This window comes from Pseudomonas mucoides, from assembly GCF_015461845.1.
GTDB classification, from domain to species: domain Bacteria; phylum Pseudomonadota; class Gammaproteobacteria; order Pseudomonadales; family Pseudomonadaceae; genus Aquipseudomonas; species Aquipseudomonas mucoides.
Map to the genome: position 1 here is coordinate 590,493 of NZ_JACOPW010000003.1, position 17,041 is coordinate 607,533.

Sequence of the window (17,041 nt, forward strand, 5' to 3'; positions counted from 1 at the left end):
TCCAGAGGCTTTCCCGGCCTCGTCATTGCGCCGAGGTATCCGCCATGAGCAACAACATTTCTCTGCCTCAACATGACTCGGCCCCTTTGCTGGAAACCAGTGACCTGGTGAGCCTGACCAGCCACGGCCCCACGCTCAGCAACGTGGCTTCGCACCTGCTGCGCCAAGCGATGGAAGCAGCCTGGCCAGAATTGCAGATCGACCCTGAAAACGCCTTCGTCGGCACCCCCCGATGGCTCATGGTGGACGACCATGTCGAGGCGGGCCCAACCGGGTTCGAATCACTGACCCTGGCACTGATGCGCCAGGGCCTGTATGGAACGACGGCCAACTACCTCGAAGGCGAGCATTTCCTCACCCTTGAGCCGGACAGCAAAAACCCGGTTCATCTCGCGGTCTGCATCGAGGACATTGCAAAGATGCTCAATGACCTGGCGACGATCCTGTTCATCGAGTCTCAAGCACGGCAACTCGAGTTCTGGAATGCCAAGGGGCATTCAATCCCCCGCTGGCAGGAGCTGTCCGACACGCTGCGCAAGGCGTTGAACGTGCAGAAGGTCAAAGGCTGGGACACCGATGAATGCGCGATGGCCCGGGAAGTGTTCAACGCCCCGGACAAAACCACCCGTAAAAATGTAAACAGAGAATTTTCCGCCATTCAGGCGTGCCTTCTCGATATCGATACCGTCGAGAATGACATCACCCAACATCTGTTGATCGGCGGTGCGCTGGTGCTCAAGGCCACATTTCGCAAGCGCCCTTTGCTGGTGATGTACACCATCGAGCGCGCGTATGAGTCGTTCAGTTCAATGGAAGAATTGGGTAACTCGCTTCCCGCACGCCTGGCAGAACAACGGTCAGGACGCGATCTGACGTGGCGGTTTTACGAGCCGGAAGGCAACATCTTCGACCACATGGCGTGGGCGTTGGTCTCCTCGCAAATGGATGCCATTGACTCCTTGCGGTTTATTGAGGCCCCGGCAGATGAAGCCGAACCCGAAACCGGACTCGACCCCAACGAAAAAGCACGATTCCTGCAATTGAACAGCGCAATTCCCGACTGGTTGCGCAGCGCCGCCTCCCAGGACATTCAAGATTACGGCCGTTACATCAGTGCACTGGGCAAGTTGTACCGTCAACCGGACAGCCAAATGGCCAACACCGAGATCCCTTCCGTCACCGACTATGCCCAGCGGTTGATGCGTGAAGCGATCATCGCGGATCCACGGGCGGTCGGTGCCGCGAATCTTGCACTGGATGATCTGCGGATCAAAATCACCCACAGTTTTACCGCCGACAATTTCACCCTCCCCAACCCCTTCGACCAACGCATTGAAACGCTGGCCGACTTCGCGCTGGAGAACCAGGCGCCCTACATGGCGACCGTATTTTTCAAGGGCGGGGAGACCGTTCCGGATTGGCTGACCGTTGAATTTCTCACCACCGTGTCAGCGCGAGTGGACATCGGCAAGGCTTACCCCGAACTGATCAAACCCACGTTGCTGGAGGACCCGATCGCCTCCCGACGCCAGGAAAACTTCTATCGCGATCAATTACGCATTTTGCTGCCACTGCAGGCATTAGAAGCCAGATTCAAGCCTGAAACCGGTGTGGACGAACGCGGATACCGCTACGTCTGCGAGCTGCTCGATCCCGAGGTCGCCACCAGTACCGTCGCCCTCTACCCGCTCACAATGACGCCGCAACATCGCTTGGTCAGCAGCAGCGACACCGTGGACAACATGTTCATCATAAGCCCACGAAATGCACACAGCGGGCCTTGCCTGCTCTATCGGCCAATGCTCGATGCACCTCTGCTGCAATTCCCCTCAAGGCAAAACCTTTTATATGCGCTGCACCAACCCGGTGACCTCAGGGATACGGTGCTGGCGTGGTTGCCCGACAAACACCTGAGCTTTGAATATGCCCAGTCTGTATTTCCCACCGGACTGCCCTCGCCGTGGCTGATCGCGGAACAGATCGTCAATCCATTGCAGCGCGCAGACAAGTTCGGGCGTGTGGTTTTCGAAAGCGTCGAGGTCACCGGCGACATTCTGTCTGCGCTGTTCAAAAGCAATGCGCGGATGCTGGTCAACCTCGCCGACCGACAATCGCGATCCAACGCCGAACGACGCTGGAGTGTGTTGAAGGACAGCGGCTGGGCGCTCTTCAACGTCGCTTCGAATGTTCTTAGCGGTGCGGTCGGCACAGCCGTCTGGGTCTGGCAAACCATCAACCAGATTCAACAGGCACTCGACGCCCATGACCAGGATGACCGCTTCATCGAATGGACGTCGGTGTCGGACATTCTGCTGGCGATCGGCATTATTCTCAGCCATCACGCCGTGATGCGACGCAGGAGGCTTTCGAGCAAGCCCCGGATCGAACAGGTGCCGAAGCGAAAATCGCCAGAACCCCATGAGGCCGTCGCCGTCACGCTCAATCCCGTCCCGCTGCCTCCGGACCTTCCACCCAGTCACCTTTCCTCCCTGGAGCTGGCCGGCTCGGTTCCACGCCGAACACCGACCGCTCTGGGCGCTTACCTGGACACGCTCACAGTCACGGCTCCGGATATTGCCAGCGCCAACGTGACGAAAGTTAAAGAAGCCCCTCCGCATTTTTACCAACATAACTTCCGCAACTACGCACAGGTGGGTGATCGGTGGTTTTACGTCGACGTCAAAGGCGACGATGAAATCCATATCGTTTACCCGGATCAGCCGGAGCGAAACGGTCCGATGCTGAGGGATAACGGCCACGGGCAATGGGTGCTCGACCTGCGTCTGCGGTTGCGAGGCGGGGCCGGAAATGCGGTCAGCCGCCATCAGGAAGCAGCTGACGAACAGCGCAAAGACACGTTGGGGGAGATCCTGAGCGCCTTCAAAAGCCAGGAAAACACCAAGGAAACCGAGCTGAAAACGTTACATGACGGCATCACGCAGGCCAACGCCGGAAACTACGATCAGCGGACGGCGATTTACATGGAAAAACTGGATAAAACGATCGACGAGTATCGCCAGGCACTCGAACAACTACGCGAATGGCGCACCCTCGGGGGGACGGAAAACTACCGGGAAGACTTGCTTCGCATGAGCGTGGTGCTGGAGAAGAATCTGTCCTTGTGGTTTGTGCTGAAACGATCCGAATACAGTCAGGCCACCCGTGTCCTGACCCAAGGCAACGAAAACGAACCCGTTGCCAGGCAATCGCTCGTCGACAATGTGCAGAAGGCATCAGACATCGGTGAGGAGATGATTGAAAGGCTGACCCTGTTTTCGTCGACACTCGAGGACATGCACGTAGCGGGACGCCCTGGCATTGAGCGCGCCATGCAAATCAGAAAACTCGCGCCTGCCTTTACCGTGCTGGATATCAAGGCCAACGAGATCGGCATGTCGCAGGAGCTGTGCCTCGATGAACAGGCCAGCCCCCTGATGCAGCAGGCTCGAGCCGCAGTGGGGCATATTGCAATGAGCGCCGCGAAGGCGGCGATTCACATGGCGGACCTGATGAAAGGCGAAGGCGAACATTCCGATGTGCAGGCGCAAATCGAGGAATTGAACAGTCTCGTGGAGACATTTGCCGACGCTGATCAGCGCATTCAGGAATTGCCTGGCACGTACCCTGGACTGGTCAAACAAACCAGGCTCGATCATGTGCAATCGCTCATCGACGAATTCGCGCAGCTCGCACAAAACCGGTTACAGGCGTTACTGCCCGAGCCGGAACCCTTGCCCATGCAGCCTGTTGTACAACGAATGCAACCGAGTTCGTCACGACAACTGATCAAAGTACGCAAGACCCGGCCCCGCGATCCCGATAAAAACGAACCGGAAAAAACCACGGAAGATCCGCTCAGGTCGTTTACCCCCGCCGTTTATCAGCAACCCGCTCCCGTGCTGGATGACGCCGGAACGATCGAGGCCGGCATCGAGCTGAACCTGGACACGGCCCCATTCATCGAACGCACCCGTAAGGACGCGTTGCGCCCAAGGCGCATACCGGCCGATCTTCAGGATGTGTTCGATCAGCAGGCCTTGAAACTTGAGCAAGCGGCCAGCAGCGTCGATCAAGCCGTGATCAACGGCAGGAAAGACAACGCATTCTCTTTTCCGGTTGCCACGCTGAGCCGCGAGTTACGTGATGGGGCCAGTCGTCTGCGCAAAGAAGGTGTGACCGTTCGCGCCGATCTTTACACCCGGCGCAAACCGACCCAGAGCACTTTCAAATGGATGCATGAAAACGGCCAGCTCGACCTCAGTCGCGACAGACGAGGGCGTATCCAGACCCGAGGGCTCGGCGACTATTTCCAGGAGTACCGGATTGTCGACAAGACCCGCAATCAGCCGTTGTGGGTAGCGCATTTCCATTACGAGACGCTGTCGAGTCCGGCGAATGCACCCACCGCGGCCCATTTGAAAGTTTCAGATGACTACCTGAAAACGCTGCCGCTGGACCAGCAACAAGCGTTGACCACCTTCGAACCCATCGATGGGGTGTTCAGAAAGTTAGAGGATCCTGCGCTACGAAAACTGTTCCTGGACCTGGAACCCCAGGCAAACACCGCAGCAGCCAGCTAAGGACGCCAGACCTGTTCCAGCCGCCCGAGCGCGGCGCTGATGGCCGCCTCGGGCACCGCCGCGAAACCGAGGACCAGACCCGCGCGCTGGTCCATAGGTGTTGTCGAATCCGGCAGCCAATAGCCGCTCAGGGCATTGATCTCGACGTCGACGCTCGCCGCCTGTTCCACCAGCTCGCGCTCGCGGGCCTGTGAGTCGACCGCCACCGTCAGATGCAGTCCTGCCGCGACACTCGGCAGACTGCCGATGCCGGGAATGTTCTGCGGCCAACTGGCCAGTACGGTATTACGCCGACTCAGGGCCGCCCGGCGCATGCGGCGAATATGCCGCTGGAAATGCCCGGAGGCCATGAACTCGGCCATGACCACTTGGGTACTGACCTCGGAATGCCGGACGTCCACCGCCCGCCGTTGCGAGAACGCCTGAACCAGCGTTGGCGGCAACACCAGGTAACCCAGGCGCAGCGCCGGGAAGGCGACTTTGCCAAACGTCCCGACGTACAAAACCCGCCCCTGTCGGTCGAGTGCCGCCAACGGCGCCAATGGCGCGCCGCTGTAACGGTATTCGCCATCGTAGTCATCCTCGACAATCCAGCCCTGAGTGCGCTCGGCCCAGGCCAGCAATTCCAGACGTCGCGCCAGGCTCATCACCACCCCGGTCGGGTATTGATGCGACGGCGTGACATACGCCAGGCGACACGCCTCGATCGCTGCCAATTCGCGGCAATTAATCCCCTCGCTGTCCACCGCCACCCCGTGCAGTCGCGCACCCGCCACGGCGAACGCATGACCCGCCGCCCGATACCCCGGATTCTCGATCGCCACCCCATCGCCGGGCTCTACCAACAGCTGTGCACAAAGGCTAATCCCCTGCTGCGCGCCACTGGTGATCACTATTTGCTCAGCCGAACACTGCATGCCGCGTGAACTGCGCAAATACGCGGCAATCATTCCACGTAGACGCTCATCACCCGCCGGATCGCCATAACACAGCTGCTGTAAATCCGGTTTACGCCAGAAAGCCGCATTCAGCTTGGCCCAGACCTCGAAAGGAAACAGATCAAATGCCGGGACACCCACCCGAAATGCACGCGGCGGCCCACTCGGCGGCAGGGCCAAATGGTTCTTTTCAACGCGCCCCAACGCACCGCTGTGGATAACTTTACTGGATGAAACCACAGGTAAATCCAGCCAATTTGTGGATAAGGCTGTGGGTAACCCTGTTGACAACCCTGTGGATACTTTTGTGGATAATTTTTTGGCAGGGATCGAGGCCTGGGGCAGTTGAGCAACGTAAGTCCCGTCACCCACACGCCCTTCGATAAAGCCTTCGGCATAGAGCTGATCGTAGGCTCGCACCACGCTGTTGCGAGAAATCGCCAGTGCCGCTGCCAGATCGCGACTGGCCGGTAATCGCGTGCCGCTGGCCAGTCGTCCGTCCAGCACGCGCACGCGCAAGGCTTGGTAGAGCTGACGACTCAGGCCCTGACGGCGATCCAGTTCGATACCGGCAGGGTTGAACGACAAGGAAAGCGGCGCATCGGTCATGGCAATGGACCTGTGAAATTGGTCATTAATGGCTCTTACAACAGACCAATAGCCTGCCTAGGATGGAGGCATTCGCCAAGGGATATTTCCATGTACAACCCCAGCAGCTTTGCCATCAAAGATTTGGATGACCTGCGCCAGCAGCTCCTCGTCACCCGCCTCGCCATGGTGGTTACCCACGGCGATCAAGGCCTGCAAGCCAGCCATCTGCCGCTGCTGTTCAAACCTGACGAAGGCCCGAATGGCACCCTCTACGGCCACTTCGCCCGGGCCAATCCGCAGTGGAAGGAATTGCAGAGCGGCGCTGAAGCGCTGGTGATCTTTGCCGGTGCCGACGCTTACGTCAGCCCGGGGTTTTATCCGAGCAAAGCCGAGCACGGCAAAGTCGTGCCGACCTGGAACTACGTCGCGGTACACGCTTACGGCACCGCCGACGTGTTCACCGATGCCGAGCGCTTGCTCAACCTGGTCAGCGCGTTGACTGATCGTCACGAAGCCGGCCGAGCCCTGCCTTGGAAGGTCGCCGATGCTCCCGCTGATTACATCGACGGCATGCTCAAGGCGATCGTCGGGTTTGCCCTGCCGATCCAGCGCCTGGAAGGCAAACGCAAACTCAGCCAGAACCGCAGCGCCGAAGACATCGCCGGTGTGCGCGAGGGGCTTGTCTCCAGCCCCGATGTGCACGATCAGGCCCTCGCCCACTTGATGCGTTAAGGACATGAACATGAGTCAGATTGAAATCCGCCCGGTCAGCGCCGACGATCACGCCGCCTGGCTGCCGCTGTGGCAAGCCTACCTGCGCTTCTACAACACCGAATTGCCCGAGGCGGTCACTGACAGCACCTGGCAACGCATGCTCGACCCGACTGAAACGACGCATTCGGCGTTGGCGTGGAGCGATGGCAAAGCGGTCGGCATGGTGAACTTCATTTACCATCGCTCGAACTGGAGCATCGAAAATTCCTGCTACCTTCAAGACCTGCTGGTAACGCCAGACACCCGCGGCACCGGCGTTGGCCGCAAACTGATCGAGTTCGTCTACGCCACCGCCAAAGCGGATGGTTGCTGCAAAGTCCACTGGCTGACCCACGAAACCAACGCCACCGCGATCCAGCTCTACGAGCGCATCGCCGAACGCCCCGGTTACATCCAGTTTCGCAAAGCCCTTTAAGGTTCAAGGAGAACAACATGTCGACATCACTCGCGGACTGGAAAGGCGTCCCGGCGCCCACCGTTCAAACCCTCGAAGGACGCTTCATTCGCCTGGAAAAACTCGACCCGGCCCGTCATGCCGAGGGTCTGTTCAAGGCCTTGCAAGGCCCCGGCGCCGACCCGAAACTCTGGGACTATTTGCCGTACGGGCCTTTCCCGGAACATAGCGCGTTCAACGATTGGCTGAACAACCATGCGGCCAATAGCGATCCGTATTTCTTCAGCGTGATCGACCGTGCCAGCGGTGATGTACAGGGCCTCCTGAGTCTGATGTCGATCGTCCCGGCCCAAGGTCGCATCGAAATCGGCCACGTCACCTTCGGCGCACCGATGCAGCGTTCGCCGAAAAGCACCGAGGCCGTTTACTTGCTGGCCAAGGAATCCTTTGCCCTGGGCTACCGGCGCCTGGAGTGGAAATGCAATAACGGCAACGCCCGCTCCAAATACGCGGCCGAGCGTCTGGGCTTCAGTTTTGAGGGGGTGTTCCGTCAGCACATGGTGGTGAAGGGACAGAACCGCGATACCGCGTGGTATTCGATTCTGGACTCGGAATGGCCGGCGATTGGCGCGGGGTTTGAGCGCTGGTTGAGCGATGAGAATCAGACGGGGTCGGGGCAGGTGAAAACGCTTGCCGAGTGCCGCGGGTAAGCGCTGACGATTTGTGGCGAGGGAGCTTGCTGCCTTGCCACAAATTGCGTGTACGCCTGAACCAAAAACCCTAAATTTGCATTTAATTGCCTACAGATGTCTCCATCTCCCGAAAAAACGCAAAAGAATGCATTTGTCACCAGACATCATTCTGTAAAAACCATCCGCTATACAACACAGCCCGCTTATAACAAAAAGGCTGTCCCCTCATGCCCTTCTCGCCCCAGCGCCTCGCGTTCAGCATCGCTTTGCTGATCAGCACCGACACCCTCGCCGTCCCCTTCAAAAACGTGCAGATCGACACGCCCACCACGACAGCGCAAACGCTGGGCGGCAGCGACACGTTGAAGATTTCGGCGCCGGGCAGCATCACCAACGCTGGCAAGACGGTGAGCCTGAAGGACGGCACCAGCGGCGTCGGCGTGGTGATCGATAACGCAGGCAAGATTATTTCCACTGGCGGCCGGGCGATCGACAGCAGCGGCGACCTGACGCAAGCGCGCAACTACAGCATTTACAACCGCGCTGGCGGGCAAATCCTTGGCTTCAACGACGCGCTGCGCATCGACAGCAACTTCGCCAGCGGCAGTCTGTTGATCGACAACAGCGGCATCATCCGCTCCACCACCGGGCAAGGGCTGGATCTGGATGCATTGCGCAGCGCGGGCATCAAAACGACGATCATCAACCGCGCGGGCGGGTTGATTCGCGGGGATGCCAGCGACGGTATGAAGACCGGCGCCAACGCGACGATTACCAACTACGGCGAGATTTCCACCGGCGACTCGCACACTGCTGACGAGAAATTCGACGGTATCGATATCGACACTGCAACCGGCGTGACAGTGACCAACTACGGCAGCATTTCCGGTGGCCGTCACGGCATCACCACCGACTTCGGCGCCACGCTCCTCAACTACGGAACAGTCACCGGTCGCAACGGCTCGGGGTATGGCTCCGATGGCGACGGCACAGTGATCAACCACGGCACCATCACCGGCGCTTACTCGGGCCTGCAACCGAACGGTGACGGCGATGGCGTGGACATCGACAAACTCGCGCACATCGAAAACTACGGCACCGTTCAAGGTGTGGGCGCGGGCGGTGTGGACAAGGGTGGTTTCGCCAACGGCAGTGAAGGCATCGCCTTGGGCGGCGGTTATGTATTGAACGCCAACGGCGCGCTGATCAGCGGCGCCAACAGCGCGATTCTGGTGGACGATGGCAGCGGCGGTTCGGGCGTGGCGGCAACCACGCTGGAAAACTTCGGCACGATTCAAGGCCTCGATGGGTTCGGCGTGAAATTTGTCGGCGAGTTCAATGACAGCGTGATCAACGGCGGCACGATCAGCGGCAGCAACGGCCTGGCGCTGGACCTGGGCGGCGGCAACGACAGCCTGACTTTGCGCAATGGCAGCCGTTTTGTCGGTGGGGTCGACGGCGGCAGCGGTTACGACCGCGTGCTGATGGACGATGCGCGGGGAGGCAGCTTCGGCTCGAGCCGCAACTTCGAATGGCTGGAGGTCAAGCAAGGTGCCTGGACCTTGACCGGCACCGGTGATTTCAGCGACGGCGGCGCTATACGCAACGGCGCCACGCTGATCAACCAGGGCGTAATCGCCGGGACCGTGACCGTCGATGCAGGCGGTGTGTATGCCGGCGGCGGTTCGGTGGGTAATTTGCAGGTCAACGGGACCTTGCGTACCAATACCCAACTCGGCATTGCGACCATCACCCATGACCTGACCATGGGCAGTGGCTCCACCCTGGCTTATGGCGTCACCGCAGAGGGTAGCAGCGCGCCGATCAAGGTCGGTGGCGTGGCCACTCTGAATGGCGCCACCCTGGCAGTGAATCCCGGCAGCGGCACGTATCCGTGGCAAAGCCGATACACCGTGCTGCAAGCCGCAAGCATCAGCGGCAGCTTCGGCAAGATCACCAGCGACTACGCGTTCCTCACGCCAACGCTCGCTTACACGCCGACCCAGATCGACCTGACCTACACCCGCAACGATGTCGCCTTCAACGAATTCGCGGTGACCAACAACAGCAGCAACACCGCCAACAGCCTGGCGTCGATGGGCAACAACAACGCGCTCTACAACGCCTTGCTCAACACCACCAACGCCACAGCTGGCAACGCGATCGAGCAACTGTCCGGCGCCAGCAACGCCAACCTGACCAGCGCGACGCTCGGAGCCAGCAGCCAGATCGGCAGCAGCATGCTGTCGGCGATGCAACAAATGGGCGGCGGCTCGGGATTGCTGGTCGGCCTCGATCAAGGTGACACCCCGGTACTGGCCGCCAACGGTGTACCGCTCGAAGCCCGCAACCTCAATGATCCCAACGCCCAAGGTCGGCTGTGGCTGCAAGCCATTGGCGGTTACGGCAAGCTCGATGGCGAGCATGGCAGCAGCGGTTTGGAGCAACGCACCAAAGGCAGCGTGCTCGGGGTCGATTGGGCGCTCAATCCGCACTGGCGCCTGGGGGTGCTTGGCGGTTACTCGAAGACAGATCTTGATGCCACGGGTGTCGATGGCAATGTCGAAAGCTGGCACGCCGGCGTCTATGCATCACGTCAAAGCGGCCCGTTCGCCTTGCGCCTCGGTGCGGCGTACAGCGGTCACCAGGGTGAAAGCAAACGCACCGTTGCCTTCAACGGCTTCAGCGACCGACCGAAAGGCGATTACGACGCCGATAGCCAACAGGCCTTCGCCGAGTTCGGCTATGCAATGGGCAGCGGCCGTCTCAGCGCCGAACCCTTCGCCAGTCTTGGCTACCAGCGTTATCACCGCGACAGCTATCAGGAAAAAGGCGGTTCAGCCTCGCTTCAAGTCGACGAACAAACCCAAGACAACTTCAACAGCACTTTTGGCCTGCGCCTGGCGCATCTGAATACTCTGGACAATGGCATGAGCCTGACCCCACGCATGACCGCCGGCTGGAAGCACACCTATGGCGATGTCAGCAGTTCGACACGTCAGGCGTTTGTGGTAGGTGGCACGGCGTTCAGTGTGGATGGCAGCTCGCTGGATCGAGACAGCCTGGTGCTGGAGGCTGGTTTGGATCTGGGCATTTCGGCTCGCCACTCGGTGGGCATCGGCTATAGCGGCGAGATCGGCAACAACAGCCGTAACCACGGGCTGATCGGACAATGGCAGATGAGTTTCTGAGAGGGTGTTGCGGGAAGCGTCTCGATTTATCGTAGGAAAAGGTCATCGGTCCCAAGCGTAAAAAACCGCTGCGTCCCACCAGCGGCGGATTTTCTGCATCGAGCTTCTGACGCCACCTGCAAACCCTCCGGAACGGGCTGACATCGGTATCGAAGCGCTCTCCTTAGAGTTTGGTCTCCTTTCAATTGAGGCCAAATTCAATGTCTGTTCAACACAAATACCGACCACATCATCTGGCGCTAGCCATTGCGCTTGCGTTGGGTTGCACTGAAATTTTTGCCCAACAAAGTCCTGCCGAAAGCACTCTCCCTGCGCTTGAAACGCCAGATCAGGTCTTGGCAGCGCTCGATGCATTCATCAAAGACCCTGACACCAAAAAGACCACTATCGGTAACGCAGAGGACGGTATCAATCGAACGTTCAGCGATGACAATGATCTGGTCACTTTATCCCGTCGCGGGAGTATCACCGGATGGGTTGACGGTGGTGGTGGCACCAATTTTCTACAACTCGATACAGCGAGCGGTGGCACGTTAGGCGACAGCCGCAATTTCGACGGCCTGGAGCTCAAACGAAGCACCTGGACCTTGAACGGTTCCAGTGGTGATTTCACCGCAGGTGCCTTGGTACGCCCCAAAGCAACACTGGTAAACGAGAGTGACATCCGGGGAGGTGCGTTGACCCAGGGTACTCTCGTCAATAACGGCAGGATTGGCGGCGGGGTGACGGTGCTATCAGGTGGCACCCTGAGTAACTCTGGGGCGATCGAAGGCGACGTGTTTATTCACGAGAAAGGGGCTTTTGCGGGTAGAGGTCGCACGGGTTCGCTGGAGGTAAACGGAAAATTTTCGGTGGGCGAATCCCACGGCGCGCCAAAAGTTAAGGGTGACCTGAAGCTTTCCAATACTGCCGAACTGCTCTACGAGGTCAGCGCCGATCGCAAAAGTGAAACGATATTAGTCGATGGCACCGCCATTCTCGGTGGCGCCACACTGAACATTGTTGCAGCGCCCGGTAACTACCCGTTAGTCAGCGAAAACAGCATTCTTGTGGCCAATAACGTCGAAGGCAAATTTGGCAACGTGATCAACAACCTTGCCTTTTTGGAACCCGATGTCCAATACAGTGATAGGACAGTCGACCTGCTTTTGATTCGAAACGATGTGCCTATCGAGAGCGTCGCGGACTCAGAAAACGGACGGCAATTTGGAGGAAGTCTTGAGGAGCCAAGGGGCGTTGAACCAACTCAGACGTCACCGGACGATACCGCCCCAATTGCTGCGCCCCTGAATCCCGCCGAGAACATCGGTACCCCCGTCACCGCCTCAACCTCACAAGCGACAACTCCCGGCGCCGCAGCACCTTCGCCATCGCACACTGCAAATGCCGCAGTCGTGGCGCTGCTGGGTAGCGATAAAACAACCGCAGCTCAGGCCATTGAACAACTGGCCGGCGGCAGTACCGCCAACCTCGCCAAGGCAACGCTCGCCAGCGCCAGCCCGGTGGGCACTACCGTGCTCTCGGCCATGCGCCAACCGGGCAGCACCAGCACCTACAACAAAGGCAGCAACCGCAGGAACGCACCAAGCCTGGCAGCGGGTAGCGAAGACAATGGCCGGGTCTGGCTTCAAGCGTTAGGGCATGGCGGCACACTGGACCGTGACTTTGAGCCACTGAAACACTCCACCCAAGGCTTGGTCCTGGGCGCCGATTGGGGCATCGATGATGAATGGCGTATCGGTGTGATGGGCGGTAAAGCCGAAACACGCCTCGACAGTCGCGACCTCGATGGCGGTCTCGACAGCTGGTATCTGGGCGCCTACGCCCTGCGCCAGAACGGCCCCATGTCGCTGCGAGTGGGCGCGACCTATGGCAATCACGACGGCAACACCAAGCGCCGGGTGGCCTTCAATGGTTTCAGCGATCGCCCTGAAGGCCGTTACGACGCCAACACCCAACAAGCCTTCGCTGAAGTGGGTTACAACCTGGGGCGAGCCAATGTCAGCATCGAACCGTTCGCCAGCCTTGGCTACGAACGCTATCAGCGTGACACCTACACGGAAAAAGGTGGTGCAGCGGCGTTGAAAGTTCACGGCCAGACCCAGAACAACCTGAGCAGCACGTTCGGTCTGCGCGCAGCGAAAACCAATGCGCTGGACAACGGCATGCAACTGACGCCGCGATTCAGTGCCAGTTGGAAACACACCTACGGTGATGTCACCAGCGACACTCGCCAACAACTGGCAACGGGCGGTCGAAACTACACCGTTTCCGGTGCGCTGCTGGACCGTAACAACCTGAGCGTCGATGCAGGGCTGGACCTGGGATTGTCAGCCAGACATACCTTGGGCGTCAGTCTTAACGGGGACGTCGGCACGGAAAGCCGGAGTCATGGCGTCACCGGCCAATGGCGGATGAATTTCTAATCGTCACAAATACGCGGCAAAAAAAAAGGGGAGCACATGCCCCCCCGAGGTTTAAAGCGTTGTATCGAGGCTGTTAAATCAGCCTTCGATCTCGATCAGGATTTCGCCCGGATTCACCCGATCGCCCTTGGCCACGTGGATGGCGGTGACTTTGCCAGCGATGGCCGATTGGACTTCGGTTTCCATCTTCATCGCTTCGGTGATCAGCACGGCTTGCCCTGCTTTCACAGTGTCGCCTTCCTTGACCAGCACATCGACGATGTTGCCCGGCATGGTGGTGCTGACGTGGCCTTGCGCGGTGGCTTGCTTGCGCTTGCTGCTGCCGCCGCTGACGAATTCGTTGAGCGGTTCGAACACCACTTCTTCCGGCATGCCGTCGATGGACAGGTAGAAGTGACGCTTACCTTCGGCCTTGACGCCGACACCGGTGATGTCGACGCGGTAGGTTTCGCCGTGGACGTCGATGACGAACTCGGTCGGCACGCCTTCGCCACCGACCGAGGCCACGCCGCCGGCTTCGGGAATCGGCAGGAGTACTTCAGGTGTCAGGGTGCCGGCAGCGCGTTCTTCGAGGAACTTGCGGCCGATATCCGGGAACATCGCATAGGTCAGCACGTCTTCTTCGGACTTGGCCACGGCGCCAATTTCAGCACGCAGTTTGGACATTTCCGGTTTGAGCAGATCGGCTGGACGCACGTCGATCACTTCTTCGCTGCCAATGGCCTGGCGACGCAGTTGTTCGTTCACGGTGCCCGGCGCCTTGCCGTAGCCGCCCTGCAGGTAGAGCTTCACTTCGTTGGTGATGGTCTTGTAGCGCTCGCCAGCCAACACGTTGAAGAACGCCTGGGTGCCAACGATTTGCGAGGTCGGGGTTACCAGCGGCGGGAAGCCGAGGTCTTCGCGAACGCGCGGGATTTCAGCGAGCACTTCGCTCATGCGATTCAGCGCGCCCTGCTCTTTCAACTGGTTGGCCAGGTTGGAAATCATCCCGCCCGGTACCTGGTTGACTTGGACACGGGTGTCGACGGCGGTGAATTCGCTTTCGAACTGGTGGTACTTCTTGCGCACGGCGTAGAAGTACAGGCCGATCTCTTGCAGCAGTTCCAGGTTCAGGCCGGTGTCGAATTCGGTGCCTTTAAGGGCGGCGACCATCGATTCGGTGCCTGGGTGGCTAGTGCCGGATGCGAAGCTGGAGATCGCGGTGTCGATGTGATCGGCGCCGTTTTCGATAGCCTTCAGTTGGCACATGGTGGCCATGCCAGAGGTATCGTGCGAGTGAATGAACACTGGCAGCGACTGCTCGGATTTCAACGCCTTGACCAGTTCGCCCGTGGCGTATGGCGTCAGCAGGCCGGCCATGTCCTTGATCGCCACCGAGTCGCAACCCATGGCTTCCATTTGTCGGGCTTGCGCCACGAAAGCGTCGATGGTGTGCACCGGGCTGGTGGTGTAAGCGATGGTGCCTTGAGCGTGTTTGCCGGCTGCTTTTACTGCCTCGATGGCCGTGCGCAGGTTACGCACGTCGTTCATGGCGTCGAAGATGCGGAACACGTCGATGCCGTTGACCGCGGCCTTGGCGACGAAAGCTTTGACCACGTCGTCGCTGTAATGGCGGTAGCCCAGCAGGTTCTGGCCGCGCAGGAGCATTTGCAGGCGTGTGTTAGGCAGCGCCGCGCGCAGTTGGCGCAGACGCTCCCACGGATCTTCCTTGAGGAAACGTACACAGGCGTCGAACGTCGCGCCGCCCCAGCATTCCAGCGACCAGTAGCCGACTTTGTCGAGCTTGTCGCAGATCGGCAGCATGTCTTCGGTGCGCATGCGGGTAGCGAGCAGCGATTGATGGGCGTCGCGCAGGATGGTGTCGGTTACGTGAATCTTCTTGGTCATTGTTATATTCCTCACAGGCCTGCGTGGGCGGCGATGGCGGCAGCGATGGCCAGGGCCAGCTCTTCGGGTTTGCGCTTGATCGAGTAGTTGGTCAGTTCAGGGTGGCTTTCAACGAAGCTGGTGTTGAACTGGCCGCTACGGAATTCCGGGTTACGCAGGATTTCCTGGTAGTACGCGGCGGTGGTCTTGACCCCTTGCAGACGCATGTCATCGAGGGCGCGCAAGCCACGGTCCATCGCCTCTTCCCAGGTCAGCGCCCACACCACCAGTTTCAGGCACATCGAATCGTAGAACGGTGGAATGGTGTAACCGGTGTAGATCGCCGTGTCGGTCCGCACGCCGGGACCGCCGGGCGCGTAGTAACGGGTGATCTTGCCGAAGCTCGGCAGGAAGTTGTTTTTCGGGTCTTCGGCGTTGATCCGGAACTGCAACGCGAAACCGCGGTGCTGGATGTCTTCCTGTTTCACCGAGAGCGGCAGGCCGGACGCGATGCGGATCTGCTCACGCACGATGTCGATGCCGGTGATTTCTTCGGTGATGGTGTGTTCCACCTGCACCCGGGTGTTCATCTCCATGAAGTACACCTCGCCCTCGGCGAGCAGGAACTCCACGGTGCCGGCGTTCTCGTAACCCACGGCCTTGGCTGCACGCACCGACAGGTCGCCGATGTAGGCGCGCTGTTCAGGGGTCAGTTGCGGGCTCGGGGCGATCTCGATCAGTTTCTGGTTGCGGCGCTGGATCGAGCAATCACGCTCGAACAGGTGCACCACGTTGCCAAAGCTGTCGCCGAGAATCTGCGCTTCGATGTGCTTTGGATTGACGATGCACTTTTCCAGGAACACTTCCGCCGAACCGAATGCCTTGGTGGCTTCCGAGATCACGCGAGGGAAAGCCTGTTCGAGTTCTGCGCGGCTGTCGCAGCGACGGATACCACGACCACCACCACCGGAGGTTGCCTTGAGCATCACCGGGTAACCAATGCGGTCGCCTTCGAGCAAGGCTTCGGCGATGTCCGCGACGTTGCCTTCGGTGCCCGGCGTGACCGGCACGCCGGCCTTGATCATGCTGCGGCGGGCTTCAGTCTTGTCGCCCATGCGGCGAATGACTTCAGCCGATGGACCAATGAACTTGATGCCGCGCTCTGCGCAGATATCAGCCAGTTCAGCGTTTTCCGAGAGGAATCCGTAGCCGGGATGCAACGCATCACAACCGGTTTCCACGGCCAGGTTCACCAGTTTTCGCGCATTCAGGTAACCGGCCAGTGGCTCGGCACCAATGCTGTGGGCCTCGTCCGCGCGCTTCACATGCAAGGCATGACGGTCGGCGTCGGAATAGATCGCGACCGAGCGAATGCCCATCTCGGCGCAGGCACGCACGATTCGTACGGCAATCTCACCACGGTTGGCGATCAGGATCTTTTTTATCACTTTTGGAGGTTCCCTTGAGCCGGTGGTAACCACGACCTGCTAGACCAGGTCGACGCGTGACCAAATGTTTCAATTCAGTCGCAGGCCCACACTAGCCCTCGTAAGGGATTAACAAAAATGAATAATTATTGGGTTAGGCAT

9 protein-coding genes are annotated in these 17,041 nt (G+C 59.5%); 6 read left to right on the forward strand and 3 right to left on the reverse strand.

Annotated elements, in window-relative coordinates:
- The first annotated feature begins 44 nt into the window (after window positions 1-44).
- On the forward strand, window positions 45-4,580 hold the full coding sequence (locus tag H8F22_RS17585; RefSeq protein WP_194940497.1) for a dermonecrotic toxin domain-containing protein: 4,536 nt from the start codon (window positions 45-47) through the stop codon (window positions 4,578-4,580).
- Here H8F22_RS17585 and pdxR read toward each other — a convergent pair.
- Window positions 4,577-6,127 carry a MocR-like pyridoxine biosynthesis transcription factor PdxR gene (gene pdxR / locus H8F22_RS17590; RefSeq protein WP_059181923.1) on the reverse strand — a complete coding sequence of 517 codons (1,551 nt, stop codon included), beginning with the start codon at window positions 6,125-6,127 and terminating at the stop codon, window positions 4,577-4,579. The two genes, H8F22_RS17585 and pdxR, sit on opposite strands and share 4 nt — an antisense overlap.
- A gap of 90 nt (window positions 6,128-6,217) precedes the next feature.
- Here pdxR and H8F22_RS17595 point away from each other — a divergent pair, with 90 nt between their 5' ends.
- From H8F22_RS17595 to H8F22_RS17615, 5 genes are all read left to right on the forward strand, one after another.
- The gene (locus H8F22_RS17595) at window positions 6,218-6,841 is read left to right on the forward strand and encodes an FMN-binding negative transcriptional regulator (RefSeq protein WP_027926279.1); all 624 of its coding nucleotides are present in this window, start codon (window positions 6,218-6,220) and stop codon (window positions 6,839-6,841) included.
- Between the two features lie 10 nt (window positions 6,842-6,851).
- Window positions 6,852-7,298, forward strand: coding sequence for a GNAT family N-acetyltransferase (locus H8F22_RS17600; RefSeq protein ID WP_059181922.1), 447 nt, complete (start codon window positions 6,852-6,854; stop codon window positions 7,296-7,298).
- A 17-nt stretch (window positions 7,299-7,315) separates the two neighbouring features.
- Entirely contained in the window at window positions 7,316-7,987 is a 672-nt protein-coding gene (locus tag H8F22_RS17605; RefSeq protein ID WP_194940498.1) for a GNAT family N-acetyltransferase, read from the forward strand.
- Between the two features lie 209 nt (window positions 7,988-8,196).
- Complete coding sequence (locus H8F22_RS17610; protein ID WP_194940499.1) at window positions 8,197-11,160, forward strand: autotransporter outer membrane beta-barrel domain-containing protein; 2,964 nt, start codon at window positions 8,197-8,199, stop codon at window positions 11,158-11,160.
- Window positions 11,161-11,360: 200 nt separating this feature from the next.
- The gene (locus H8F22_RS17615) at window positions 11,361-13,586 is read left to right on the forward strand and encodes an autotransporter family protein (protein ID WP_194940540.1); all 2,226 of its coding nucleotides are present in this window, start codon (window positions 11,361-11,363) and stop codon (window positions 13,584-13,586) included.
- Between the two features lie 78 nt (window positions 13,587-13,664).
- Here the strand turns inward: H8F22_RS17615 and oadA are convergent, their stop codons facing one another.
- Complete coding sequence (gene oadA / locus H8F22_RS17620; RefSeq protein WP_027926274.1) at window positions 13,665-15,473, reverse strand: sodium-extruding oxaloacetate decarboxylase subunit alpha; 1,809 nt, start codon at window positions 15,471-15,473, stop codon at window positions 13,665-13,667.
- Window positions 15,474-15,484: 11 nt separating this feature from the next.
- A complete protein-coding gene (locus H8F22_RS17625; protein ID WP_027926273.1) occupies window positions 15,485-16,900 on the reverse strand; it encodes an acetyl-CoA carboxylase biotin carboxylase subunit in 1,416 nt (471 codons plus the stop codon).
- Between the last annotated feature and the right edge of the window lie 141 nt (window positions 16,901-17,041).